At 66.4% G+C, this 25,008-nt stretch carries 25 protein-coding genes; 6 read left to right on the plus strand and 19 right to left on the minus strand.

The window, feature by feature from the left end:
• Positions 1 to 11: 11 nt before the first annotated feature.
• Both smeE and smeD read right to left on the minus strand, forming a co-directional pair.
• Complete coding sequence (smeE, locus tag ACSYAO_RS18800) at positions 12 to 3,134, minus strand: multidrug efflux RND transporter permease subunit SmeE (protein ID WP_032129007.1); 3,123 nt, start codon at positions 3,132 to 3,134, stop codon at positions 12 to 14.
• A 12-nt stretch (positions 3,135 to 3,146) separates the two neighbouring features.
• Complete coding sequence (smeD, locus tag ACSYAO_RS18805; RefSeq protein WP_149908685.1) at positions 3,147 to 4,331, minus strand: multidrug efflux RND transporter periplasmic adaptor subunit SmeD; 1,185 nt, start codon at positions 4,329 to 4,331, stop codon at positions 3,147 to 3,149.
• 227 nt (positions 4,332 to 4,558) lie between these two features.
• Here smeD and smeT point away from each other — a divergent pair, with 227 nt between their 5' ends.
• From smeT to ACSYAO_RS18820, 3 genes are read left to right on the plus strand one after another with little or no spacing between them, the layout of a single operon-like run.
• Positions 4,559 to 5,218, plus strand: a complete 660-nt coding sequence (smeT, locus tag ACSYAO_RS18810; RefSeq protein WP_032129009.1) for an efflux transporter SmeDEF transcriptional repressor SmeT — start codon at positions 4,559 to 4,561, stop codon at positions 5,216 to 5,218.
• Positions 5,215 to 5,724: a MepB family protein gene (locus ACSYAO_RS18815; protein WP_049399243.1), complete on the plus strand. Its 510-nt coding sequence runs from the start codon at positions 5,215 to 5,217 to the stop codon at positions 5,722 to 5,724. Before smeT ends, ACSYAO_RS18815 begins: the two co-directional genes overlap by 4 nt.
• Positions 5,725 to 5,759: 35 nt before the next feature.
• On the plus strand, positions 5,760 to 6,752 hold the full coding sequence (locus tag ACSYAO_RS18820) for a Gfo/Idh/MocA family protein (protein ID WP_149908686.1): 993 nt from the start codon (positions 5,760 to 5,762) through the stop codon (positions 6,750 to 6,752).
• 54 nt (positions 6,753 to 6,806) lie between these two features.
• On the opposite strand, the gene hslU is transcribed toward ACSYAO_RS18820, so the two are convergent.
• The 9 genes from hslU to ACSYAO_RS18865 all read right to left on the minus strand — a co-directional run bounded on the left by hslU (position 6,807) and on the right by ACSYAO_RS18865 (position 14,638).
• On the minus strand, positions 6,807 to 8,180 hold the full coding sequence (gene hslU, locus ACSYAO_RS18825; RefSeq protein WP_014038532.1) for an ATP-dependent protease ATPase subunit HslU: 1,374 nt from the start codon (positions 8,178 to 8,180) through the stop codon (positions 6,807 to 6,809).
• Between the two features lie 103 nt (positions 8,181 to 8,283).
• Positions 8,284 to 8,835, minus strand: coding sequence for an ATP-dependent protease subunit HslV (gene hslV, locus ACSYAO_RS18830; RefSeq protein WP_005411093.1), 552 nt, complete (start codon positions 8,833 to 8,835; stop codon positions 8,284 to 8,286).
• A gap of 172 nt (positions 8,836 to 9,007) precedes the next feature.
• On the minus strand, positions 9,008 to 9,208 hold the full coding sequence (locus tag ACSYAO_RS18835; protein WP_032129030.1) for a DUF3079 domain-containing protein: 201 nt from the start codon (positions 9,206 to 9,208) through the stop codon (positions 9,008 to 9,010).
• Between the two features lie 77 nt (positions 9,209 to 9,285).
• On the minus strand, positions 9,286 to 10,176 hold the full coding sequence (xerC, locus tag ACSYAO_RS18840) for a tyrosine recombinase XerC (RefSeq protein WP_049463226.1): 891 nt from the start codon (positions 10,174 to 10,176) through the stop codon (positions 9,286 to 9,288).
• Between the two features lie 13 nt (positions 10,177 to 10,189).
• A complete protein-coding gene (locus tag ACSYAO_RS18845) occupies positions 10,190 to 10,864 on the minus strand; it encodes a DUF484 family protein (RefSeq protein ID WP_049463225.1) in 675 nt (224 codons plus the stop codon).
• The gene (dapF, locus tag ACSYAO_RS18850) at positions 10,861 to 11,712 is read right to left on the minus strand and encodes a diaminopimelate epimerase (protein WP_049463224.1); all 852 of its coding nucleotides are present in this window, start codon (positions 11,710 to 11,712) and stop codon (positions 10,861 to 10,863) included. Before dapF ends, ACSYAO_RS18845 begins: the two co-directional genes overlap by 4 nt.
• The gene (gene lptM, locus ACSYAO_RS18855) at positions 11,705 to 11,977 is read right to left on the minus strand and encodes an LPS translocon maturation chaperone LptM (RefSeq protein ID WP_049463223.1); all 273 of its coding nucleotides are present in this window, start codon (positions 11,975 to 11,977) and stop codon (positions 11,705 to 11,707) included. The genes dapF and lptM overlap by 8 nt, the downstream gene beginning before the upstream one ends.
• Before the next feature lie 69 nt (positions 11,978 to 12,046).
• Positions 12,047 to 12,472, minus strand: coding sequence for a YbaN family protein (locus tag ACSYAO_RS18860; protein ID WP_049463222.1), 426 nt, complete (start codon positions 12,470 to 12,472; stop codon positions 12,047 to 12,049).
• A 54-nt stretch (positions 12,473 to 12,526) separates the two neighbouring features.
• Complete coding sequence (locus ACSYAO_RS18865) at positions 12,527 to 14,638, minus strand: S9 family peptidase (protein WP_049399231.1); 2,112 nt, start codon at positions 14,636 to 14,638, stop codon at positions 12,527 to 12,529.
• Positions 14,639 to 14,830: 192 nt separating this feature from the next.
• Here ACSYAO_RS18865 and ACSYAO_RS18870 point away from each other — a divergent pair, with 192 nt between their 5' ends.
• Positions 14,831 to 16,018, plus strand: a complete 1,188-nt coding sequence (locus tag ACSYAO_RS18870) for a pyridoxal phosphate-dependent aminotransferase (protein WP_149908687.1) — start codon at positions 14,831 to 14,833, stop codon at positions 16,016 to 16,018.
• Between the two features lie 136 nt (positions 16,019 to 16,154).
• Here ACSYAO_RS18870 and ACSYAO_RS18875 read toward each other — a convergent pair whose 3' ends face one another.
• Both ACSYAO_RS18875 and ACSYAO_RS18880 read right to left on the minus strand, forming a co-directional pair.
• Complete coding sequence (locus ACSYAO_RS18875; protein WP_049463220.1) at positions 16,155 to 18,251, minus strand: prolyl oligopeptidase family serine peptidase; 2,097 nt, start codon at positions 18,249 to 18,251, stop codon at positions 16,155 to 16,157.
• Positions 18,252 to 18,320: 69 nt separating this feature from the next.
• Positions 18,321 to 18,647, minus strand: coding sequence for a hypothetical protein (locus tag ACSYAO_RS18880; protein ID WP_049399225.1), 327 nt, complete (start codon positions 18,645 to 18,647; stop codon positions 18,321 to 18,323).
• Between the two features lie 127 nt (positions 18,648 to 18,774).
• Here ACSYAO_RS18880 and ACSYAO_RS18885 point away from each other — a divergent pair, with 127 nt between their 5' ends.
• Complete coding sequence (locus ACSYAO_RS18885; protein WP_010481371.1) at positions 18,775 to 19,377, plus strand: lipocalin family protein; 603 nt, start codon at positions 18,775 to 18,777, stop codon at positions 19,375 to 19,377.
• Between the two features lie 40 nt (positions 19,378 to 19,417).
• Here the strand turns inward: ACSYAO_RS18885 and ACSYAO_RS18890 are convergent, their stop codons facing one another.
• From ACSYAO_RS18890 to ACSYAO_RS18910, 5 genes are all read right to left on the minus strand, one after another.
• Positions 19,418 to 19,717, minus strand: a complete 300-nt coding sequence (locus ACSYAO_RS18890; protein WP_049463234.1) for a HigA family addiction module antitoxin — start codon at positions 19,715 to 19,717, stop codon at positions 19,418 to 19,420.
• A gap of 10 nt (positions 19,718 to 19,727) precedes the next feature.
• Complete coding sequence (locus tag ACSYAO_RS18895) at positions 19,728 to 20,006, minus strand: type II toxin-antitoxin system RelE/ParE family toxin (RefSeq protein WP_080356578.1); 279 nt, start codon at positions 20,004 to 20,006, stop codon at positions 19,728 to 19,730.
• 255 nt (positions 20,007 to 20,261) lie between these two features.
• Positions 20,262 to 20,951, minus strand: a complete 690-nt coding sequence (locus ACSYAO_RS18900; protein ID WP_032129021.1) for a methionine ABC transporter permease — start codon at positions 20,949 to 20,951, stop codon at positions 20,262 to 20,264.
• Positions 20,948 to 21,955 carry a methionine ABC transporter ATP-binding protein gene (locus ACSYAO_RS18905; protein WP_049463219.1) on the minus strand — a complete coding sequence of 336 codons (1,008 nt, stop codon included), beginning with the start codon at positions 21,953 to 21,955 and terminating at the stop codon, positions 20,948 to 20,950. The genes ACSYAO_RS18900 and ACSYAO_RS18905 overlap by 4 nt, the downstream gene beginning before the upstream one ends.
• A 200-nt stretch (positions 21,956 to 22,155) precedes the next feature.
• On the minus strand, positions 22,156 to 23,052 hold the full coding sequence (locus ACSYAO_RS18910) for a DMT family transporter (protein WP_049399222.1): 897 nt from the start codon (positions 23,050 to 23,052) through the stop codon (positions 22,156 to 22,158).
• Between the two features lie 317 nt (positions 23,053 to 23,369).
• Here ACSYAO_RS18910 and ACSYAO_RS18915 point away from each other — a divergent pair, with 317 nt between their 5' ends.
• Positions 23,370 to 23,852 (plus strand): YajQ family cyclic di-GMP-binding protein, encoded by a 483-nt coding sequence (locus ACSYAO_RS18915; protein WP_006471121.1) that lies wholly within the window; start codon positions 23,370 to 23,372, stop codon positions 23,850 to 23,852.
• A 35-nt stretch (positions 23,853 to 23,887) separates the two neighbouring features.
• On the opposite strand, the gene ACSYAO_RS18920 is transcribed toward ACSYAO_RS18915, so the two are convergent.
• The gene (locus tag ACSYAO_RS18920) at positions 23,888 to 24,985 is read right to left on the minus strand and encodes a helix-turn-helix domain-containing protein (protein WP_032129024.1); all 1,098 of its coding nucleotides are present in this window, start codon (positions 24,983 to 24,985) and stop codon (positions 23,888 to 23,890) included.
• Positions 24,986 to 25,008: the final 23 nt, after the last annotated feature.

The following is a 25,008-nucleotide window of genomic DNA, read 5'->3' on the forward strand; positions in this document are numbered from 1 at the left end:
TACCGTTTCGCTTACGTGGAGGATTTGCGCTTGAACACGCGCTGCACCACCACGAAGAACAGCGGCACGAAGAACACGCCGAGCACGGTGCCGACGATCATGCCGCCAAGCACACCGGTGCCGATCGCCTGCTTGGCACCGGAGCCGGCACCGGTGGAGATTGCCAGCGGCACCACGCCCATGCCGAAGGCCAGCGAGGTCATCACGATCGGGCGCAAGCGGTCGCGCACGGCGTGCATGATCGACTCGATCAGGCTGGCCCCCTTCTCCAGGTTTTCCTTGGCGAACTCGACGATCAGGATCGCGTTCTTGCTGGTCAGGCCCACCGTGGTCAGCATCGCCACCTGGAAGTAGATGTCGCGTTCCAGGCCCTTGAAGGTATTGGCCAGCACCGCGCCGAGGATGCCCAGCGGGGCCGCCAGCAGCACCGCGGTCGGCACGCTCCAGCTTTCATACATCGCGGCCAGGCACAGGAACACGATCATCAGCGACAGCGTGTACAGCAGCGGCGTCTGCGAGCCGGCCTGGCGTTCCTGGTAGGACATCGCCGTCCACTCGATGCCGAAGCCCGCCGGCAGCTGCTTGGCCAGCTGTTCGATCTCGGCCATGGCATCACCGGACGCGACACCCGGGGCCGGTTCGCCCTGGATTTCCATCGCCGACACACCGTTGTAGCGTTCCAGGCGCGGCGAACCGTAATCCCAGTGCTTGGTGGCGAAGGCACTGAACGGCACCATCTCACCCTTGTCGTTCTTCACGGACCAGAGATCGAAGTCCTCCGGCACCATGCGGAACGGCTGGTCGGCCTGCACGAACACACGCTTGACGCGGCCACGATCGACGAAGTCGTCGATGTACGAGCTGCCCCATGCGGCGGCCAAGGTACCGTTGATCTGGTCGATCGACAGCCCCAGCGAGGTCGCCTTGGCTGCATCGATGTCGATGCGGAACTGCGGCGTGTCTTCCTGGCCGTTCGGGCGCACGTTGGCCAGCTTCTTGCTGCCGGCGGCGAGGCCCAGCAGCTGGTTGCGCGCGGCCACCAGTGCCTCGTGGCCCTGGCCGCTGTTGTCCTTCAGGAAGAAGGTGTAGCCCGAAGCGGTACCCAGTTCCGGAATGGCCGGCGGCGGGAAGGCGAAGATGAAGGCATCCTTGATCTGGCCCAGTGCCGCCATCGCGCGACCGGTGATCGGCATCACGCCATTGTCGGCGTCACGCTCGCTCCAGTCCTTCAGCTTGACGAATGCCATGCCCGCGTTCTGGCCCATACCGGCGAAGCTGAAGCCCTGCACCGAGAACACCGAGTCCACCGCATCCTTCTCGTTCTGCAGGAAGTGGTTTTCCAGTGCCGCGATCGATTCCAGCGTACGTTCCTGGGTGGCACCGACCGGCGCCTGCACCAGCGCCATCAGCACGCCCTGGTCTTCGTTGGGCAGGAACGAGCTGGGCAGGCGCACGAACAGCACGCCCATCAGCACGAACAGTGCCGCCACGATGCCCATGAAGCGCCACGGACGGTGGATGATGCCGCGCACACCGCGCTGGTAGCTTTCGCTGGTGCGGTCGAAGCCGCGGTTGAAACCATTGAAGAAACGACCGGACCAGCCCTTGTGTGCGACGTGGTGCTCACCCTTCTTCAGCGGCTTGAGCATGGTCGCGCACAGCGCCGGGGTCAGCACGATCGCGACCAGCACCGACAGCGCCATCGCCGAAACGATCGTGGCCGAGAACTGGCGGTAGATCACGCCGGTGGAGCCGCTCATGAAGGCCATCGGCACGAACACCGCCGACAGCACCAGGCCGATACCCACCAGCGCGCCGGTGATCTGGCCCATCGACTTGCGGGTGGCCTCAAGCGGCGACAGTCCTTCCTCGGACATGATGCGCTCGACGTTCTCCACCACCACGATGGCATCGTCCACCAGCAGGCCGATCGCCAGCACCATCGCGAACATGGTCAGCATGTTCACCGAGAAGCCCAGCATCGCCAGCACGCCGAAGGTACCCAGCAGCACCACCGGCACGGCGATGGTCGGGATCAGGGTGGCGCGGAAGTTCTGCAGGAACAGGTACATCACCACGAACACCAGCACGATCGCTTCGATCAGGGTCTGCACCACGCCCTTGATCGACACGCGCACGAACGGGGTGGTGTCGTACGGGATCTCGGCCTTCAGGCCGGCCGGGAAGAAGCTCTTCATGTCCTGCAGCGCGGCATCCACGCCGGCCGCGGTATCCAGCGCGTTGGCGCCGGTGGCCAGGGTAACCGCCAGGCCGCTGGCCGGCTGGCCGTTGTAGCGGGTGACGAAGTCGTAGGACTCTGCACCCAGTTCGACGCGGGCGACATCGCCCAGGCGCAGTTCGGCACCGTCCTGCGCACCGCGCACGATGATGTTGCGGAACTGTTCCGGGGTCTGCAGGCGCGACTGCGCATTGATGGTGGCGTTGAGCTGCTGGCCCTTGATCGACGGCGCGCCGCCGAGCTGGCCGATGGCCACCTGGGCGTTCTGTGCCTTGACTGCTGCGGTCACTTCCGCAACGGACAGGCCGTAGGTGTGCAGCTTGTTCGGGTCCAGCCAGATACGCATGGCGTACTTGCCACCGAACACCTGGATGTTGCCCACGCCCGGCACGCGGCTCAGACGGTCGACGACATTGGAACCGACGTAGTCGGCGATGTCGTTGGCGTCCATGCTGCCGTTCTCGGACACGAACGCGATGACGTTCAGGAAGCCCGAGCTGGACTTGGCCACGTTGATGCCCTGCCGCTGCACTTCCTGCGGCAGCAGCGGCATGGCCAGCTGCAGCTTGTTCTGCACCTGCACCTGGGCGATGTCCGGGTTGGTGCCGCTCTCGAAGGTCAGGGTGATGGTGGCCTGGCCGTTGGACGAGCTGTTGGAGGAGAAATAGATCAGGCCATCAAGGCCCTTCATGTTCTGCTCGATGATCTGCGTCACCGAGTCCTCGACCACCTTGGCCGATGCACCCGGGTAGGTGGCGCTGATTTCCACCGCCGGCGGTGCGACGTTGGGGTACATCGAGACCGGCAGCTTGAACAGGGCCAGGCCGCCGGCGAGCATGATGATGATGGCGATCACCCATGCAAAGATGGGTCGATCGATGAAAAAGCGTGCCATGGGGTTCTCCGCTTACTTCGCGTCGCCGGCCGGAGCGGCAGGCTGGGCGGCCGCTGCCGGCTTGGCCGGAGCAGCGCCCTTCTCGGTGGCCTTGACCGGCATGCCGGGGCCGATCTTCTGCAGGCCTTCGACGATGACCTTGTCGCCGGCCTTCAGACCGTCCTCGACCAGCCACTTGTCGCCGACCGTGCGGCTGACCTTGACCGGGCGCACTTCGACCTTGTTGTCCTTGTCGACCACCATCGCCGAGGTGTCACCCTTCGGATCGCGGGCGATGCCGGCCATCGGCACCAGCAACGCATCGCTGCGCACGCCGCCGCCGATCACCGCGCGCACGTACGTGCCCGGCATCAGCAGGCCATCCGGATTGTCCACCTTCACGCGCAGGCCGAAGCTGCCAGTGGCCGGGTCGACGCTGACTTCGGAGAATTCCAGCGTACCCTTGTGCTCGAAGGTGCTGCCGTCTTCCATCAGGATGCTGACCGGCAGCGTCTGGTTGTCCTGCAGGCGGCCCGCGGCCAGCTCACGACGCAGCTGCAGCAGCTCGGCCGAGGACTGGGTCAGGTCGACATAGATCGGGTCCAGCTGCTGCACGGTGGCCAGTGCATTGGCCTGGCCGGCGCTGACCAGCGCACCCTGGGTGACGCTGGACTTGCCGATGCGGCCGCTGATCGGGGCGGTGATGCGGGCGTAGCCCAGAGTGACGTTGGCCGCATCCAGCGAGGCCTTGGCGGCGCCCACGTCAGCCTCGGCCTGCTTCTGCGCGGCCACCGCGTTTTCCAGGTCCTGCTGGCTGACCGCATCAACCTTGGCCAGCTCGGTGATGCGCTTGGCGCTCAGGCGCGCGGCGTTGGCGGTGGCCTCGGCACGCGCCAGCTGCGCACGGGCACTGTTGGCCTGTGCGCGGTAGCTGGCGTCCTCGATCTGGTATAGCGGCTCGCCGGCCTTGACCATGCCGCCCTCGGTGAACAGGCGCTTGGCGACGATGCCGTTGACCTGCGGACGCACTTCGGCGACCAGGAAGGCGTTGGTACGGCCCGGCAGCTCGCGGGTCAGGCCCACGGTCTCGGACTTCAGCGTGACCACTGTGACGTCACCCGGGCCCTGTTCGGGGGCCTGGGGTTGGCCGCCGCAGGCAGCCACGGTCGCGGCGATTGCCAGCGACAGTGCAAAGGGTCGGATTCGGCTCAGCAACATGACGGAAAGGCTCTTGAAGGAAAGGGTCTCAGCCAGCGCTGATACGGCGGACCCTCCACCAGCGAAGGTGAAGACCGTGCGAACAGCGCCCACCCGGGTGGAGTGGGAGCCGGACGGGCCTGCCACGCACACGACGGGAATGATGGGTGCGAAATATACATACATGCTTGTTTGTTTGTAAACCGGTACAATTCAGCCACGTTTCACCCGCACTCGTACCCACACCCATGGCCCGCAAGACCAAAGAGGACACCCAGGCAACCCGGGAAGGCATCCTTGACGCCGCCGAAGCCTGCTTCCATGAACACGGCGTGGCCCGTACCACGCTGGAGATGATCGGTGCCCGCGCCGGCTATACCCGTGGCGCGGTGTACTGGCACTTCAAGAACAAGAGCGAGGTGCTGGCCGCGATCGTCGAACGGGTGCACCTGCCCTTCATGCAGGAACTGGAGCGCACCTCCACCGACCAGCGCGACACACCGGTGCACGACCTGCGCGCAGTGATGATCCACTCGTTCATCGAGCTGTCCGAGGACGAACGCCTGCGCAAGACCATGGAGATCATGCTGCGCAGCGACGCCTCGGCCGATACCAAGGTGCTGACCGAAATGCAGCAGGCCGGCTTCCGCGACGCGCTGGACCGGATGGAGCGCGCCCTGCGCCGGGCCCAGGACCTGGGCCAGCTGCGCGAAGGCGCGGACCCGAAGATCGCCGCGCGCATGCTGCACGCCACTGTGCTGGGCGTACTGCATGGCGCGATGGTCGAACCGGAACTGATGGACCTCAAGCGCGACGGCATGCTTGCGCTGGACATGACCCTGGCCGCCTACGTGAAAGAAGGCGTGTTCGTGCCCGGAACGGTGCCCGAGCCGCTGCCGGAAGCATGAGCGGCATTGCTGCCGCCACTGCGGCACTGCACGATCTCTACCTGCCCGCAGGGCTGCAGTTGACCGGACCGATCGTGGCGGAAGCGGAAAGCGCAGAGTACGGTGCCTGCCGCTTTGCCCTTGAGGGTCACAGCATCGTGTTCCGCGTCGCGAAGATCACCCCCACCAAGACCGGCCAGTTCGTAACCCTGTGGAAGCGCCCCGCCCCCGGTTCTGATATCGCTCCATTGGATGCAGCCGATGCTGTGCACTTCGTGGTGATCGCGGTCTTCGACGGAACACAGCGCGGACAGTTCATCTTCAGTCGTGACCTGCTGATCGAGCGCGGCGTGATGTCGCGCGATGGCGAGGGCGGAAAGCGCGCCCTCCGTGTCTATCCGCCGTGGAGCACGCCGACCGCAAAGGACGCGATCCGGACCCGGCAGTGGCAGCTTCGTTGCTTCCTGCCCACCGGTGCCGATGTCTCCGCCTCCGCCGGTGATCGATTACGCTCACTGTTGGGTTGAACCCGGCGGACCTTCCCTTTTCTGGACGCATCGTGATGATCCTGGACAACGTGGTGTGGGGCTTCATCGGCTGTGGCAGCGTCACCGAGAAGAAGAGCGGGCCGGCCCTGGCCAACACGCCGGGCTCACGGGTGGCCGCGGTCATGCGCCGCAATGCGGCATTGGCCGAGGATTATGCGCGGCGCCATGCGATTCCCCGCTGGTACGCGGACGCCGATGCACTCATCGCCGACCCGGAAGTGAACGCGATCTACGTTGCGACGCCGCCCTCCACGCACATGCACTACGCATTGCAGGCGATTGCCGCGGGCAAGCCGGTCTACATCGAAAAGCCGATGGCCATGGATCACGGCGAGTGCCAGCGCATCATTGAAGCCAGCGCGCGCAGTGGCGTGCCGGTGTTCGTGGCCTACTACCGCCGCGCCCTGCCCCGCTTCGCGCAGGTGAAGCGGCTGCTGGACAGCGGCACGATCGGCACGCCGCGCAGCGTGCACGCCACCCTGCACCGGCCGCATTCGGCGAACGCTGCATCGCCGGACTTCTGGCGGACCAACCCGGCGATCGCCGGCGGCGGGCTGTTCGTCGATCTGGGCTCGCACACCCTGGACCTGCTGGATCATCTGCTGGGGCCGCTGAGCGATGTGCGTGGCCTGGCCAGCTCGTTGACCGGCGCCTACGCCGCCGAGGACAGCGTTTCGATGTGCTTCCGCACCGGGACGGGGGCGCACGGCATCGCGCAATGGAGTTTCTGCGCGTTCCGCCGCCAGGATGAAATCGAAATCACCGGCGATCGCGGACAACTGCGCTTTGCCACCTTCGAGGACGTTCCAGTGGTTCTGGAGACGGAAGCGGGCGTGCAGGCGTTCGACATCCCGAACCCGCCGTCGATCCAGCAGCCGTTGATCGCCACTCTGGTGGATGAGCTGCGCGGCAGCGGCCACTCACCATCCAACGGCATCAGCGCCGCCCGCACCAGTGCGGTGATCGACCAGGTGCTGCAGGCCTACCGCACACGGCACTCGCGCTGACTGCCAACGCAAAAGGCCGCCTTTCGGCGGCCTCATGCTTTGCAGCGTCGGGCGTTACAGGATGTAGCGGCTCAGGTCCGGGTCCTGCACCAGCTCACCCAGGTGCGCATCGACGTAAGCGCTGTCGATGGCCAGGGTTTCGCCGTCGCGGTCCGGTGCCTCGTAGCTGAGCGAATCCAACAGGCGCTCCAGTACGGTGTGCAGGCGACGGGCACCGATGTTCTCCTGGCGCTCGTTCACCTGGAAGGCGATCTCGGCCAGACGATCGATGGCGTCGGCAGTGAAGCTGACCTTGACGCCTTCGGTGGCCAGCAGCGCTTCGTACTGCTTGGTCAGCGCGGCCTTCGGCTCGGTCAGGATACGCACGAAATCACCCTTGCTCAGCGCACCCAGCTCCACGCGGATCGGGAAGCGGCCCTGCAGCTCCGGAATCAGATCGCTGGGCTTGGCCAGGTGGAACGCACCCGAAGCAATGAACAGGATGTGATCGGTCTTGATCGTGCCGTACTTGGTGGACACGTTGGAGCCTTCCACCAGCGGCAGCAGGTCGCGCTGCACGCCTTCGCGCGAGACGTCGCCACCACCCACGTTGTCACCACGCTTGGCAACCTTGTCGATCTCGTCGATGAAGACGATGCCGTGCTGCTCGCAGGCCTCGATCGCGGCAGTGCGGATGTCGTCCTCGTTGACCAGCTTGCCGGCTTCTTCCTCGATCAGCAGCGGACGCGCGGCCTTGATGGTCAGCGTGCGCTTGTGCGCCTTGGCGCCGCCGCCGAGGTTGGCGAACATCGACTTCAGCTGCTGGCCCATTTCCTCCATGCCCGGCGGGGTCATGATGTCCATGCTGACGTTGGCAGCCAGGTCGAGCTCGATCTCGCGTTCGTCCAGCTCACCGTTGCGCAGCATCTTGCGGAACTTGATGCGGGTCTCGTTGTCCTGCGCCGACGGCTCGTTGCGGGCGACTTCCGGATCGAAACCGATGCCACCGCTGCGGCGCGGCAGCAGCGCATCGAGGATGCGGTCTTCGGCGCGTTCTTCGGCCTGGGTACGCACGCGCACCTTGGCCTGTTCGCGGTACAGCTTGACCGCGGTATCGGCCAGGTCGCGGATGATCTGCTCGACGTCCTTGCCGACGTAGCCGACTTCGGTGAAGCGGGTGGCTTCAACCTTGACGAACGGCGCGTTGGCCAGGGTGGCCAGTCGACGCGCGATCTCGGTCTTGCCGACGCCGGTCGGGCCGATCATCAGGATGTTCTTCGGCATCACTTCATTGCGCAGCTCGGGCACCAGCTGCATGCGGCGCCAGCGGTTGCGCAGGGCAATGGCCACGGCGCGCTTGGCGTCGTGCTGGCCCACGATATGCCGGTCCAGTTCCTGCACGATCTCGCGCGGGGTCATGGTGGCGGAGGAAACTTCGATCTTCGACATGGATGTGCTCACGGATTCATTGTCGGTAGTGCCGGCCACTGGCCGGCAACCAGGCACGCGTGCGGGGGATCATGAGGTTGCCGGCCAGCGGCCGGCACGCCCCTCACAGCTCCTCGACCACCACGTTGCGGTTGGTGTAGATGCAGATGTCGCCGGCAATGCCGATCGCTTCGCTGGCAATGGTGCGCGCATCCAGTTCGGTGTGCGCCATCAGTGCGCGCGCGGCCGACAGTGCATAGGAACCACCGGAACCGATTGCGATGATGCCGTCCTCCGGCTCGATCACATCACCGGTGCCGCTGATGATCAGCGAGGTTTCCTTGTCGGCCACTGCCAGCAGGGCCTCGAGCTTGCCGAGGCGGCGCTCGGTGCGCCAATCCTTGGCCAGTTCGACCGCAGCGCGCTGCAGCTGGCCGTGCTTTTCCAGCTTGGCCTCGAACAGCTCGAACAGGGTGAAGGCATCGGCGGCGGCACCGGCGAAGCCGGCCAGCACCTGGCCATCACGTCCGAGACGGCGCACCTTGCGTGCATTGCCCTTCATCACGGTGTGGCCCAGCGTGACCTGGCCGTCGCCGGCAATGGCCACGTGCTCGCCGCGACGGACGCAGACGATGGTGGTGGCGTGGAAAACGTTGGGATTCTGACTGGGGTCCATGCGGCCTCCGATAGCTGTTCACGGGACATGGGGACAGCACCGGGTGCGATCAAGCCTGCGCGGATGGCTGCCGTTCAGCGCTTGGTGGCGCCCCATGGGAAGAGGGCGCCCTTTTAACGAGCGCATCGCAATGCGCGCGGACCCCGCCGCCCGAACGTGGAACGCCTGCCGTTCAGCGCTTGGCCTGCGATGGCCGGTCCGGATTGGGCTCGATGCCCCAGGCGAGGTACCAGTCTTCACCCTGCGTCTCGATCGGATGCTGGGTGCGGCCGGAGCCATTGCCGCAGGCCAGGGCGTCAGCCGCGCAGTAGCGGTCGCAGCCCCAGCAGATGCGCTCGGGGTGTTTGGGATGCAACGGTATGGGCTTCGCCATGGTGGCGGTGTCCTCGTGGCCTGCGGCCACGATGCGCCGGTAGCGCCCGCCCTGCCCTGATCCAGATCAAGGACGGTTTATTCAGCCTTGTCGTCCTTGCTGCGGCGCTTCGCACGTGGATGCGCGGCGTCGTAGACCTTGGCCAGGTGCTGGAAATCAAGGTGGGTGTAGATCTGCGTGGTGGCGATGTCGGCATGGCCAAGCAGTTCCTGCACGCCACGCAGGTCACCGGACGATTCCAGGATGTGGCTGGCGAAACTGTGCCGCAGCATGTGCGGGTGCACGTGCTTGAACAGGCCCTGGCGCTGCGCCAGCTGGCGGATGCGGATCTGCACCGCGCGTTGGCTGATCGGCCCGTTGCGGCCGGGAAACACCGGCGAGGCCGGGCCGCCCCCGCTTTCCGCACGCCACGCCTGCAGCGCTTCGCGTGCAGGCCGGCCGAACGGCACGCGGCGCTGGCGATTGCCCTTGCCCATCACGTTGACCAGGCCGCTGTCGAAATCCAGGTCGCGCCAGGTCAGCGCGCAGACTTCGCTCAGGCGCAGGCCAGAGGAATAGAACAGTTCCAGCAGCGCGCGGTCACGGCGGCCGAGCTCACCTTCCGGTTCCAGCTCGACCAGCTGCACGGCTTCGTCGGCGTCAAGCACCTGCGGCAACCGGCGCGGTGCGCGTGGCGCCTTCAGCGTCGCCGCCGGGCTGACCTCGATGCGTCCATGCTTCAACAGCCAGGCGTAGAAGCTGCGGCAGGCCGACAAGCGGCGCTGCAGGCTTTTGGGTGACAGGCCTCTGCGGTGCTCATCGGCAACGAACTGGCGCAGCGCCTCGGCATCGAGTGCGTCCACCGCAACACCGCGCGGCTCGGCCCAGACCGACAACGCGTCCAGGTCACGGCGGTAGGCATCGAGCGTATGCGCCGACATCCGCCGCTCTACCTGCAGATGCTGCAGGAAGGCCTGTACCGCGCTCATCGTCGTATCCTGCTCAGCCCGGGAAGCGCTTCAGGCCGGTGGCCAACGCATCGCCCATCATGCGCAGGAACAGCGTGCCCATGCCCGGGTAGAAGCGGTTCGGGTCGTGGCTGCCCACAGCAATCAGGCCCACGCCCGGCAACGGCAACAGCGCGGTGGTCTGCACTTCTTCGCTGCGCACGCCATACAGCACGGCGTTCTTTTCCGGCTGCAGGCGGCCGCAGATCGGCTCGCCGTCGTTCAGACAATCGCGGAACGGGCCCAGCTGCGCATCATCGGCAGCAATCACCTGCAGCCAGTCGGCCTGCTCCAGCCCGGCCACCGGCGCGTGCACCACCAATCGCACCAGGTCGCCGGCGAAATCTTCCTGCAGCGAGGCTGCCATCGCACGCAGGGTGTCGGCGGCGTTGTCCTGCTTCATCAGCGCCAGGGTCAGCTGATGCGTGCGCACTGCCAGGCGTTCATTGACCTGGGCGGTGGCACCCAGATCGGCCAACCGTCGTGCCAGCTCGCGGTTCTTCTCGCGCAGCACTTCCAGCTGGTAGCTGGCCAGCGACGCGGTCGGGCCGTCGTCGCGTGGCACCACCAGGGTCAGGGCCAGGTCCGGGAACTGCTTGAGGAAGCCGGGATGTCGCCGCAACCACGCAGCGACTTCATGGGCCCCGAGCTTGTCGACGGTTTCGGTCATGCGATCCACTCCCCTTCGAAGACGAATGCGGTCGGGCCGGCCATCACCACCGGCTGGCCATCGCCCGGCCACTGGATGCGCAGGTCACCCCCGGGCAGGCTGATGCGCGCGTCGCGCTGCAGGCGGCCACGCTGCATCAGGGTCACCGCCGCGGCACAGGCACCACTGCCACAGGCCAGGGTTTCACCGACGCCGCGCTCGAACACGCGCAGGCGTGCATGCGCCGGGCTCATCACCTGGGCAAAACCCACATTCACCGAGCGCGGGAACGAGGCATGCTGCTGCAGCAGCGAACCGACGCGCTCGACGGGTGCTGCATCGATCAGGCCCACTTCGATCACCGCATGCGGATTGCCCATCGACACCGCGGCGAAGCGTACGCTCTCGCCCTGCAGCGGCAGCAGGTACTCCTCGCGTGCGTGGGCGAAGCCCACCAGCGGCACGTTGACCGGCTCGAACGCAGGCACGCCCATCGTCACCGCAAACTGCCCCTCGCCCAGTACCTTCACTTCGTGGCTGGCCAGCGGGCTGTCGATGACGAATGCATCGCCCTGCGCGCTGCCCTCGCGCACCAGCCAGGCCGCGATGCAGCGCGCGCCATTGCCGCACTGCTCGGAATTGGAACCGTCGGCATTCCAGATGCGGTACGACGCCACCGAGCCTTCCGCGCGCGGCGCTTCGATAGTCAGGATCTGATCGCAGCCGACGCCGGTGTGGCGGTCGGCCAGGCGCGCGGCCAGTTCAGGCGTGGGCGGCGCAGTGCCGTCACGCAGGTCGATCACTACGAAATCATTGCCCGCGCCATGCATCTTGCTGAAGCGCAGCGCCTTGGAACCGGCCTTACTCATTCCCGCCGCCCACCTTCTTCGCAGGTGCAGGCGCCGGTTGCGTGGTCGGTGCAGCCGGGTCCACGGTCGTGGCCGGGGTGGCGCTGCCTTCGGTCTGCGCCGGGGTCGCTTCGGTAGCGGGCTCGGCAACCGGTTCGACGGTTTCTTCCACCGGCACCGGCTTCTGCGGCAGTACCAGCGGGCCCTTGTTGCCGCAGGCGGCGAGGAGCAGCAGCGAGGCCGCTGCCAGCGGAATCAGGATGGCGTTTCGATGGGGGATCTTCATGCCCCGAGTATAGCCATTGGCGGCTGAGCGGTTGGTGCAGGGAACCGGGGTGCCGGCCAGCGGCCGGCACTACCGCTCCGGTGGCGGCAGCGGCCGGGTCCACAGCCAGATCGCCACCACGGTCATGCTGCCGATCGAAAACCACTTCACCCAGGCGATCGGCACGCACCACAGCATGATGCCGGCGCACACTGCCATGGTGATCGTGGCCATCCACTTGCCGTAGCGGCTGACCGCCCCGTGTGCCTGCCAGTTGGCAATGGCCGGGCCGAAGCGCGGGTGCTGCAGCAGCCAGTTGTGCAGGCGCTCGGAACCACGCGAGGCAGCCCAGGCCGAGATCAGGATGAATACGGTGGTGGGAAGGCCCGGCACGAAGATGCCGACGATACCGGTGCCCAGGCTGACGTAGGCCAGCAGCCACCACGCCCAGCGGAAACGCACCACGCGCGGTGGCGTGGCAGCATCGCGGGATGCGGAGGGGTCGGGCTGGCTCATGGCCGCAAGGATACCGGTTCGGGATGCCAGGCAACGCCCGGCACCCCTGCACCATTACGGCTGGGCGATGCCCAGCTGCTGCAGCACGAACGCGTACGACTCGGACAGTTCACGGTAGCGCTGGAAGCGCCCCGACTTGCCGCCGTGGCCGGCTTCCATGTTGGTGCGGAACAGGATCGGGTAATGGCCGGTGTTGTCGTCACGCAGCTTGGCCACCCACTTGGCCGGCTCCCAGTACTGCACCTGCGAATCCCACAGGCCGGTGCCCACGAACAGCGCCGGGTACGCCTGCTGCTTCACGTTGTCGTAGGGCGAGTAGGACAGCATGTAGTCGTAATACTGCTTCTGCTCGGGGTTGCCCCACTCGTCGTATTCGTTGGTGGTCAGCGGAATGGTCGGGTCGAGCATGGTGGTGACCACGTCGACAAACGGTACCTGCGCCACCATCACCCGGTAGTCCTGCGGCGCCTGGTTGGCCACGGCGCCCATCAGCAGGCCACCGGCGCTGCCGCCGGACGCGGCGACGCGATCCTTCGCCGCCCAGCCCTGTGCGACCAGGCCGCGGGTGACGTCGATGAAGTCGTTGAAGGTGTTCTGCTTGTGCAGCAGTTTGCCGTTCTCGTACCAGTCGCGGCCCATCTCCTGGCCGCCACGGATATGGGCGATGGCATACACCACGCCACGATCGAGCAGGCTCACCGCGGTCTGGTTGAAGTACGGATCCATCGACATGCCGTAGCTGCCATAGGCGTACTGGAACAGCGCGCCCTTGCCGTCCTTCTGGTAGCCCTTGCGGTAGACCAGCGACACCGGCACCTTCACGCCATCGCGTGCGGTGATCCAGACACGATCGGTTTCGTACTTCGACGCGTCATAGCCGATCACCGGCTGCACCTTCAGCTGGCGGCGCTCACCGGTGGCGGTGTTCAGCTCGAACACGGTGGTCGGGGTGGTCATCGAGGTGTAGACGTAGCGCAGCCACGGCGTATCGGCCTCGGTGTTGTCGCCCAGGCCCATCGAATACGCCGGCTCATCGGCCTTCACGTAGTCGCTGCGGCCATCCTTGAACAGCAGGCGGATGCGTTCCAGGCCCTCGGAACGTTCGGCGATGGCGGTGTACGCATCGAACAGCTCGAAGCCTTCGATGAACACCGCATCGTCATGCGCGATCCAGTCCTTCCACTGTGCGCGCGAGGTCGCATCGGTCGGTGCGGTGACCAGCTTGAAATTCTTCGCACCGTCGTTGGTGCGGATCACCCAGCGGCCGTCGTAGTGGTCAGCGTCGTACTCCACATCGCGCTGGCGCGGCGCCAGTACGGTGAACGTGGTCGGGTCGCTGGCCGGCGCGTAGCGCTCTTCCGAGGACACGGTGCTGTGCACGCCGATGGTGATGAAGCGATCGTCGCGGGTGCGGCCGATGCCCATGTAGAAGCTGTCGTCCTTCTCTTCGTAGACGACGGTGTCGGCGCTGGCCGGGGTGCCCAGCACGTGCTTCTTCACGCGCACGGTCAGCAGAGTTTCCGGATCGTTCTCGACATACAGCACGGTGCGGTTGTCGTCGGCCCAGACCAGGTCGCCGGAGCTGCCGGTGATCACATCAGGCAGCACCTTGCCGGTGGCCAGGTCCTTGAAGCGGATGGTGTACTGGCGGCGACCGACGTCATCATCGGCCCAGGCCAGCAGCTGGTTGTCCTGGCTGACTTCCATCGAGCCGACGCTGAAGTAGCCCTTGCCGGCGGCCATCGTGTTGACGTCCAGCAGGATTTCCTCGGCGGCATCCATGCCGCCCTTGCGGCGTGCGTGGATCGGGTAGTCCTGGCCGGTCTCGAAGCGGCTGTAGTACCAGTAGCCACGCTCGCGCGCCGGCACGCTGGAATCGTCCTGCTTGATGCGGCCGACGATCTCCTTGTACAGGGTGTCTTCCAGCGGCTTCAACGGCGCCAGCAACTGGTCGGCATAGGCATTCTCGGCCTGCAGGTAGGCCAGCATGTCCTTGTTCTCGCGCTTGTCGTCGCGCAGCCAGTAATAGTCGTCGTTGCGGGTCGCGCCGAACGGCGCCTTGACCACATGCGGATGCTTGGCGGCATCCGGCGGAACGGGCGGCGTGGCGGCGGTGGCAGTGGTGGTCATCAGGCTCGCAAGCAACAGGCAGAGGGTGGATTTCATGAGATAAGGCTCCTTGAGCCGCAATGCAATGGCGTCCTTGTGCTCGAGTCTGGGTTGCAGGAGGGTTGCGGGCAACCCTGCGGATGGTCATGGGTCGTGCTGGCCGCTGGCCGGCAACCTCGGGATAAACAGAGGCGGGTGGTTGCCGGCCAGCGACCGGCACTACCAGGACGCGCGGCGTACCATGGGCACATGAGTACCCTGCCCCACACGCCGGGCTACAGCCGGCGCAGCCATGAAATCGCTCCGTTCCACGTGATGTCCCTGCTGGCCCGCGCGCAGGCGCTGGAACAGGCGGGCCACGATGTGATCCATCTGGAAATCGGCGAACCGGACTTCACCACGGCCGAACCGGTCGTGCGTGCCGGCCAGGCCGCATTGGCCGCCGGCCATACCCGCTACACCGCCGCACGTGGCCTGCCGGCCCTGCGCCAGGCGATCAGTGGCTTCTATCGCAGCCACTACGGGCTGGATATCGATCCCGAACGCATCCTGGTCACTCCCGGCGGCTCCGGTGCGCTGCTGCTGGCCAGCAGCCTGCTGGTCGACCCCGGCCGCCACTGGCTGCTGGCCGACCCCGGCTACCCCTGCAACCGTCATTTCCTGCGCCTGGTGGAAGGCGGTGCACAGCTGGTGCCGGTCGGCCCGGACACCGCCTACCAGCTCACACCGTCGCTGGTGGAACAGCACTGGAATGCCGACAGCGTCGGCGCACTGGTGGCCTCCCCCGCCAATCCGACCGGCACCGTGCTGTCCGCCGACGAACTGGCGGCACTGTCGCAGGCCCTGCACGCGCGTGGCGGCCATCTGGTGGTGGACGAGATCTACCACGGCCTGACCTACGGCCTGGATGCACCCAGCGTGCTGCAGGTGGACGACAGCGCGTTCGTGCTGAACAGCTTCTCCAAGTATTTCGGCATGACCGGCTGGCGGCTGGGTTGGCTGGTGGCGCCGCCAGCGGCGGTGCCGGACCTGGAGAAGCTGGCACAGAACCTGTACATCAGCGCGTCGAGCATCGCCCAGCATGCCGCACTTGCCTGCTTCAGCGAGGAATCGATGGCGATCTTCGAACAGCGCCGCGAGGCGTTCCGCCAGCGTCGCGACTATCTGCTGCCGGCGCTGCGCGAGCTTGGTTTCCGCATCGAAGTGGAACCGCAGGGTGCGTTCTACCTGTACGCCGACGTCAGCGCGTTCACTGACGACGCGCAGGCGTTCTGCGCGCACTTCCTGGAAACCGAGCACGTGGCGTTCACCCCGGGGCTGGATTTCGGTTTCCATCGCGCCAACCAGCATGTGCGCCTGGCCTATACCCAGGAAGTGCCGCGGCTGCAGGAGGCGGTGGCGCGGATTGCACGCGGGTTGAAGAGCTTGGGCGCCTGATCGATCTGCGCGAACGGCATCCACGCATGGCGTGGATCTATTGACCCAGCGCACGATACGTAGGGAGATCCACGCCATGCGTGGATACGTGAACCCAACGAAAAACGCCGCCCTGGGGCGGCGTTTTCCGTTCTGCTTATTTACCGCCCAACCGCTCCCACAGGAAGCTGTAGGCCAGCGCCGACATGTGTGCGGCCTGCGCGTTGTTGGCTGCGCCGCCGTGGCCACCTTCGATGTTCTCGTAGTAGGTCACGTCCTTGCCGGCGTCGATCATCTTCGCCGCCATCTTGCGGGCATGGCCCGGGTGCACGCGGTCATCGCGGGTGGAGGTGGTGAACAGCACCGGCGGGTAGTTCTTCTTCTCGTTGAACAGATGGTACGGCGAGAAGGTCTTGATGAACTCCCAGTCGCTGGTATCCGGGTTACCGTACTCGGCCATCCACGAGGCACCGGCCAACAGGTGGCTGTAGCGCTTCATGTCCAGCAGCGGCACCTGCACCACCACTGCACCGAACAGCTCCGGGTACTGGGTCAGCATGTTGCCGGTCAGCAGGCCACCGTTGCTGCCACCCTGCACGCCCAGGTGCTTGGCGCTGGTGATCTTGCGCTTGACCAGATCGCGCGCCACCGCAGCCATGTCTTCATAGGCCTTGTGACGGTTCTGCTTCAGCGCTGCCTGGTGCCAGCGCGGGCCGTACTCGCCACCACCACGGATGTTGGCGACCACGTACACACCGCCCTTCTCCAGCCAGGCGCGGCCCATGCCACCTGAGTAATTCGGGGTCAGCGAGATCTCGAAGCCACCATAGCCGTACAGCAGGGTCGGGTTGGAGCCGTCCAGCTTCATCGCCTTGTCGTGCACCACGAAGTACGGCACGCGGGTGCCGTCCTTGCTGGTGGCGAAGTGCTGCTCGATCACCTTGCCCTTGGCATCGAAGAAGGCCGGCATGGTCTTCAACGTTTCCGGCGCCTGGCCGATCTCGGCCAGAGCCAGCGTGGTCGGGGTCAGGTAGTCGGTGGCGGTCAGCCACACCGCATCGCTGTCGTTGCTGTCCACTGCGCCCACGGCCAGCGTGCCAAAGGCCGGCGCGCCGACGAAGCGGCTGGTCTGCCAGCCATCGGCGCCCGGGGTCAGCACCGACAGGCGGTTCTTGACGTCATCCAGCACGTTCAGCACCAGGTGGCTCTTGGTCCAGGTGGCGCCGGCCAGCGAGGTGGTCGCGGTCGGGGTGAACAGCACCTCGAAGTCGCGCTTGCCGGCCAGGAAGTCGTCCAGCTTCGTCGCCAGCAGCGAACCGGACGCGTAGGTCTTGCCGCCCACGGTCCACGGATCGCGCAGTTCCAGGGTCAGCCACTGCTTGTGCAGGCCCTTCTCGGCCGAATTCGGCGCGTCGATCTTGGTCAGCGTGCCATCGTCGCCACGCAGGTAGAGCTCGTTGTTGTAGAACGCCAGCGTGCGGCTGACCAGGTTGCGCTCGAAGCCCGGGGTGTCATCGTGCATCGCCGCGATGTACATGTCCTCCGGCTTGCCTTCGTACACCACGGTGGCCGAGGTCATCGGCGTGCCGCGCTTCCACAGCTTGGCCACGCGCGGGTAGCCGGAGGTGGTCATCGAGCCCGCACCGAAGTCGGTGTAGACGAACACGGTGTCGCGGTCGACCCAGTTGAGGCCGCCCTTGGACTCTGGACGGAAGAAGCCGTCCTTGATCCAGGTCTTGTTGGCCAGGTCGAACTCACGGGTGACGTCGGCGTCGGCGCCACCGCGCGACAGCGCGATCAGGCAGCGGCTGTAATCCGGGCGCAGGCAATCGGCGCCGTGCCAGACCCAGTTCTCACCCTCGGCCTTGTTCAGCGCATCCAGGTCGAGCACGGTTTCCCACTGCGGCGAGGCCTTGCGGTACTCGGCCAGGGTGGTGCGCCGCCACAGGCCGCGCTCGTGCTGCTGGTCCTTCCAGAAGTTGTAGTAGTAGTCGCCGATCTTCTGCACGCCGGGGATCTTGGCATCGGAGTCGAGCACCTCGCGGATGCTGGTCTCCATCTGCTTGAAGGCCGGGGTCTGCGCCAGGCGCGCCTCGGACTTGGCGTTCTGTTCCTTGACCCAGGTCAGCGGCTTGTCGCCGGTGACGTCTTCGAGCCAGGCGTAGCGATCGGTGTCTTCAGCGGCCACGGCGGTCCCCACCGAGGCAGCGGTCATCATGCCGGCCAGCAGGCAGGCGGAAGCGAGTCGAGACATTGCAGCTCCAGGCAGTCATAAGCCGTGGAACGCTAGCATGGATCGCCGCGGCCGCCCCCGTGTCGAAGGTCAGGCCGCGGCGGTGGAGCCGCGACGGCCTCGCGCCGCCCCGCCGCTACGGCGACGTGCCTGTCCACCGGTACGACGCGCCAGCCGCAGCCACGACAGGCGCGGCAACGGAAAGCGCAGCAACGCCCACCAGGCCACCAGCGGCATGCCCACCAGCCACATGGGTAGCCAGCCCAGCCAGGCACTGCTGCCGCGCGCGGCCGGCCAGACCAGTACCAGCGCCATACCGGCCAGGGCCAGCTGCTGCACGCTGCGCAGCAGGCGCGGGTCGGCACGCTCGAGAATGACGCGTTCAGTTGCAGAGCGGCGGACGGAACGTGCGTTCATGGGGCTTCTCCGGTGGACAATGCAACACAGCATGGGCAACCCCCTTCTCACAGGTTGCGACACCATTGACGGATCGCGTGCACACAGTCGACCATGCGCGTGCAAGCCCACTGGAGCCCGCTCCCGCATGACTTCGATCCGCCCGCTCTGCGCCGCGCTGCTGGCCCTTTCCCTGGCCGGCCCCGCCGTGGCCGCCAGTGAGCCGCCGTCGCCCCGTACCAGCGCCTCTGGTGCGGCTGCCCTGGACGCACCGATCGACCTGAAGCGCTTCATGGGCACCTGGTATGTGATCGGCCGCGTGCCGAACTTCATCGAACGTGGCCATGTCGCCAGCGTCAACGAGTACGAGTTGCGCGACGCGCACAAGGTCGGCATCACCTACCGCTACCGTGATGGCTTCGGCGAACCGCTGCAGGAAGTGCGTGCCCGCGCCAGCGTCGACCCGGACAGTGGCAACCACGGCTGGCGCACCTGGTTCTACCGTGTCGTGCCCACCCATTCGAGGGTGCTGGAAGTAGCGCCGGATTACTCGTGGGCACTGATCGGCTACCCGGGCCGCGAAATGGCCTGGATCTTCTCGCGTACGCCGGACATGGACAAAGCCCTGTACAAGGAGCTGGCCGAGCGCCTGCGTGACGAGTACGGCGTGAACACCGACAAGCTCAAGCGCGTGCCGCAGCACCCGGAGCAGGTCGGCAAGCTGGGCTACGAAGTACCGAACGTGCGTTGACTGGATTGTGGCCGCGGACCTCGGTCCGTGCGCCCCGAATTCACGCTGCCCGCGGCTGTACCCGTCGCTCGATCTCGCTGCGCGTTGGCAATGTCTTGAGGTCGTAGGCCGCCTGCATCGCAAGCCAGGACGCGGCATCCCCACCAAAATGTCGCGCCAGCCGTGCCGCGGTATCGGCCGAAATACTGCGCTCCCCGTGCACGATGGCGTGCAGCCGTGTTGCGGGAACATCCAAGGCCCTTGCCAGCGCGTTCACGCTCAACGCCAGAGGCATCAGGAACTCTTCGCGCAGGATCTCGCCAGGATGGATGGCGCGCATGCCGTTGTGGGGACGCTTCATGGCGGGCACCTCAGTGATAGTCAACAATTTCCACGGCATCGGCACCGTTGTCAGTCCAGGTAAAGCACAGCCGCCACTGGTCATTGATACGCAAGCTGTACTGCCCTCTCCGATCACCTGACAGCGCCTCGAGTCGGTTCCCGGGCGGGCTGCGCAGGAATGCCAACGTCTGTGCCGAGTCGAGCAGCTGCAGCTTGCGCTCGGCAGCCCGCCGGATCGAAAGCCAGGCACGTGGACAGGTTCCTTCAAACAGGGCACGGGTCTGCTTGCAGCGGAATGAACGGATCATTCCGTAAAACGTATTACGTTGAACGGAACATACCAAGGAACGGGGTGTGCTGCCAGTCCCAGTCTGGCGATATCGATTCCTGATGGGTGTGGCGGCTTCCAGAGCCTGGCGCTATGACAGGCACACTGTCGAAGTTCTGCAGGTTCTGCCGGCCAGCGGCCGGCACTGCCATTTCCAGGCAATGAGGTAGAGCCGGCCGCTGGCCGGCTGCCGCGATGCACCGGGCGACGCCGGGGGCAGCGCCCCGGCGCCTCGTCATTTGCGGCTGTAATGCGCGACCAGGCGGTCGCCGAGCATCTGCAGCAGCTGCACCAGAACCAACAGCAAGACCACGGTAACCAGGGCCACGTCGGTGTGCGAACGCTGGTAGCCATCGCGGAACGCCAGGTCACCAAGGCCGCCGGAACCAATCGCGCCGCCCATCGCGGTGAAACCGATCAGCGCCACGGTGGTGACCGTCGCACCGGCGATCAGGCCGGGGCGCGCCTCGGGCAGCAGCACGCGGGTGACCAGCTGCCAGGTGGTGGCACCCATCGACTGGGTCGCTTCGATCACGCCACGGTCCACTTCGCGCAGTGCGGTTTCGACCAGGCGCGCGTAGAACGGCGCGGCACCGATCACCAGCGGCACGATCGCACCGCGTACCCCCAGCGACGTCCCCATCAGGAACAGGGTGACCGGGATCAGCACGATCATCAGGATGATGAAAGGCACCGAGCGCAGCAGGTTCACCACCAGCGCCAGCACGCCGTAGGCGAACGGACGGCGCTTCATCTGCGGCGCGCCGAACAGGTACAGCAGCACGCCCAGCGGCAGGCCGATGGCCAGGGTCAGCGGCAGCGAACCGAGCAGCATCAGCAGGGTGTCGATGGTGGCCTGGCCGATGTCGGCCCACTTGCCCGCATCCAGGTGGCGGAAGAATCCGCCGGCAGTGGCGATGATCATCGACGCAGCTCCTCAACGTGCACGCCGGCAGCCACGAACGCGGCCTGCGCGGCGGACTGGTCACCGCCCACCAGGGCGACCACCAGCTGGCCATACGGGGTGTCCTTGATCCGGTCGATACGGCCGGACAGGATGTTGTAGTCGACCCCGGTCTCCCGCGCGACACTGCCGAGCAGGGGTTCGTAGGTGTCTCCGCCGAGGAAGGTCAGCCGCACGATGCGGCCACCGACGGCATCGAAATCACGATGCAGCGCGCCTTCATCCACGTGCTCCGATTCGCTGACGAAACGGCGCGTGGTCGGGTGCTGCGGATGCAGGAACACCCGGGTGACCGGCCCGGTCTCGACCATCTGGCCGGCGTCGAGCACGGCGACACGGTCGCAGACACGGCGGATCACATCCATCTCGTGGGTGATCAGCACGATGGTCAGGCCCAGCTCGCGATTGATCTTCGACAGCAGCGACAACACCGAGGCGGTGGTCTGCGGGTCCAGCGCACTGGTGGCCTCGTCGCACAGCAGGATCTGCGGGCGTGTCGCCAGCGCACGGGCGATGCCGACGCGCTGCTTCTGCCCACCGGACAGCTGTGCGGGGTACTTCTGCGCGTGCGCCTCCAGGCCCACGGTCTGCAGCAGCTCGGCCACGCGTGCATCGATCTCCGCCTTCGGCGTGCCCGCCAGCTCCAGCGGGAAGGCAACGTTGCCGGCCACCGTGCGCGAAGACAACAGGTTGAAGTGCTGGAAGATCATGCCGATGCGCCGGCGCAGCGCGCGCAGGCCGTCCGCATCCAGTCCGGTGACATCCTCGCCACCGATCAGCAGGCGACCACCGCTGGGCTCTTCCAGGCGGTTGATCATGCGGATCAGGGTCGACTTGCCGGCGCCGGAATGGCCGATGATGCCGAATACCTCACCGGCCTCGATGGTCAGGTCCAGCGGCTGCAGCGCGCTGACTGCGCGGCCGGCAACGGCATAGGATTTGTGCAGGCGCTGGAACTCGATCACGGGCGTGGCTCACCGGCTGGGTGACGGAAGGGGGCGTGCAGCCTACCAGCGCAGGCGGTCGCGCGCCCGCGCCATGGGCCAGAATGTTATTCCTTTTGGTTCTAAGTCGCCCGCGCCCGGTAGTGTCGGCCGCTGGCCGGCACCTGCAGCGGTTCCTCCGGGGCAAGGAGTTGCCGGCCAGCGGCCGGCACTACCCCGGCTCAGGGATGATCCAGCGGCTTCGGCGGTTCCTGCCGGTTCACCCGCTCACGGTGCAGCAGGTACAGCCCCGAGGCGACGATGATCGCCGCGCCCACCCAGGTATAGCTGTCCGGCAGCTGGCCCCAGAAGGCCAGATCCCAGCCGATCACCCAGACCAGGCCGCTGTACTCCAGCGGCGCGATCATCGAGGCCTCGCCCAGCTGGAACGCCTTGGTCAGGGCAATCTGGCCCAGCGCCCCAGCCAGACCCATGCCGGCGATCAGCGGCGCATGCGCCAGCTGCAGTGGCACCCAGCCGGGAAGGGCCAGCAGGCCGGCACCGATGGCCATGATCACCAGGAACCAGACCACCATCGACTGCGAGGTATCGGTGCGGGTGAGCAGGCTGACCGTGATCGCCGCCACGGCATACGCAGTGGCCGCGGCCAGCACCATCAGCCCCGGCACCGAAATGAAGCCGTCCACGCCCGGCCGCAGCACCACCAGCACGCCGACCAGGCCGATGCCGATGGCCACCCAGCGCCGCGGGCCAACCCGCTCACCCAGCAACGGCACCGACAGCGCGGCGATCAGCAGTGGGGCAACGAAATAGATGGTGTAGGCGGTGGACAGCGGCAGGTCACGCAGGGCGAACACGAAGCAGCCGATCATCGCCATGCCCAGCCCACCACGCAGCAGGTGCAGGCCCCAGCGGCGCGGGATCAGCGAGCGCGGGCCGGCGCTGACCAGCACCCAGACCAGCACGAACGGCAACGAAGCCGCACCACGCAGGAAGGTCACTTCCAGGGTCGGATAGCTGGCCGACAGCTGCTTCATGCCAGCATCCATCAGCGAGAAACAGGCGACCGCAGCGACCATCCAGGCCACCGCACGCGAAGGGGAGCGTTGCACATTCATGGCCCATTATCGCCGACAGCACCGGTTTGTAGAGTCGAGCTTGCTCGACTGCCGCCCTTCTGTAGAGTCGAGCTTGCTCGACTGCCGCCCTTCTGTAGAGTCGAGCTTGCTCGACTGCCGCCCTTCTGTAGAGTCGAGCTTGCTCGACTGCCGCCCTTCTGTAGAGTCGAGCTTGCTCGACTGCCGCCCTTCTGTAGAGTCGAGCCATGCTCGACTGCTTTGTGAAGAGCAGTCGAGCATGGCTCGACTCTACAGAAAGCGGGCATGCGGGCCGGCGCGATAGAATGGCCACCACTGAATCCTGCGGAGCATCGCCCATGCCCTCCTTCGACGTCGTGTCCGAAGTCGACACCCACGAGCTGACCAACGCCATCGACCAGGCCAACCGCGAACTGGCCACCCGCTTCGACTTCAAGGGCGTGGACGCCAAGTTCGAACGCGATGGCGATGTCATCAACCAGACTGCGCCGACCGAGTTCCAGCTCAAGCAGATGAACGACATCCTGCGCGCACGCCTGGCCGCGCGCGGCATCGACGTGCTCAGCCTGGAGTTCGGCGACATCGAAACCAACCTGGCCCAGGCCCGGCAGAAGATCACCGTCAAGCAGGGCATCGAGCAGAAGATCGCCAAGAAGATCGCGGCGGCACTGAAGGACGCCAAGCTGAAGGTGGAAAGCCAGATCAACGGCGACAAGCTGCGCGTGCAGGGCAAGAAGCGCGACGATCTGCAGGATGCCATCGCCGTACTCAAGGCCGGCAAGTTCGAGCTGCCGCTGCAGTTCAACAACTTCCGCGACTGATGCCCCCGCCGGGCCCTGCCCGGTGGACTACGCGGTCAATCGCGCAGCAGCTTGTACAGCGTGGTACGCGAGATTCCCAACTGGCGTGCGGCCAGGCTGAGGTTGCCGTCAGCGGCCAGGGCCGCGCGACGCGCGGCCTCACGCTGCTGGTCACGCAGCAGCGGCGCGCCTGGATCTGCCGGGGTGCTTCGCACAGTAGACCGGTGCGTCGCGCCCCGCGGCCCCTGCAGACGCTGCAGGTAGACCGCACTGCCCTCGCCCAGCCGGACCCGATGCGCTGCGCCCGGTTGCAGCAGCCGACGCCGTTGCGCCGCACTGGCACCGGCAAACAGCGCTTCCAGACCCAGCAGCGGCAACGGCCCGCGCCGTGGCAGGCCCAGCAGGCGCCGTGCAACGCGGTTGGCTGCACGCAGCTGGCCATCCTCCTGCACCGCCAGCAGCCCCTGCAGCGGTGACGCCAGCCAGCGCGGATCATGTTGCACGGCCAGCAGGTGCACGTCAGTGAGGCTGTGGAACAAGCGATTTTCGCTGGCCAGCGCAGCCTGCCGGAAATAGCCCTGCAGCAGCGCGGGATCGCGCTCGCCAAGACCGGTGATGTCGATCACTCCGCAGACCCGACCGTCGAGATCGTGCAGTGGCTCGCTCAGGCAGAACACCGGCGCGAACCGCTGCAGGTAGTGTTCGTTGCCGCGCACCAGTGCCGGCACATCGTCGGCCAGGCTGACCGCTGGCGCGGTGGTGCCGATCTCGGTCTCGCCCAGCTGTCGCCCGACCTGGATCGGCCGCAGCAAGGGAGCATCTTCCAGCCCGTGGGCCTGCTGCGCGATCACCATGCCGTCGCGGTTGGCGCAGAACATCGTCCAGCCACGCCCACCGAAGGCCGCCCAGAGCTGTTCCAGCTCCGGCTGCACGCAACGCGCCAGGCGCCGGTCATCGGGATGGGACAGATGGCGGCCATCGCCCAGCAGCGGCCGATAGTCCGGCTCCTGCCCCGGCTGCAGGCCCGCCGCGCGCGAACGCAGCCATGACTGCTGCAGCGGCAGCGGCAACACGCCCAATGAGCGCGCATCGCCGTCGGCGAAAGCGGCGCGTGCCGCCACCAGTTGTTGCTGCCCGACTGTCGTGGCCATCATGGACGCAGCGTACACCCGCCAGT

It is taken from the genome of Stenotrophomonas sp. STK16_22 (genome assembly GCF_051984505.1).
Classification (GTDB): domain Bacteria; phylum Pseudomonadota; class Gammaproteobacteria; order Xanthomonadales; family Xanthomonadaceae; genus Stenotrophomonas; species Stenotrophomonas maltophilia_A.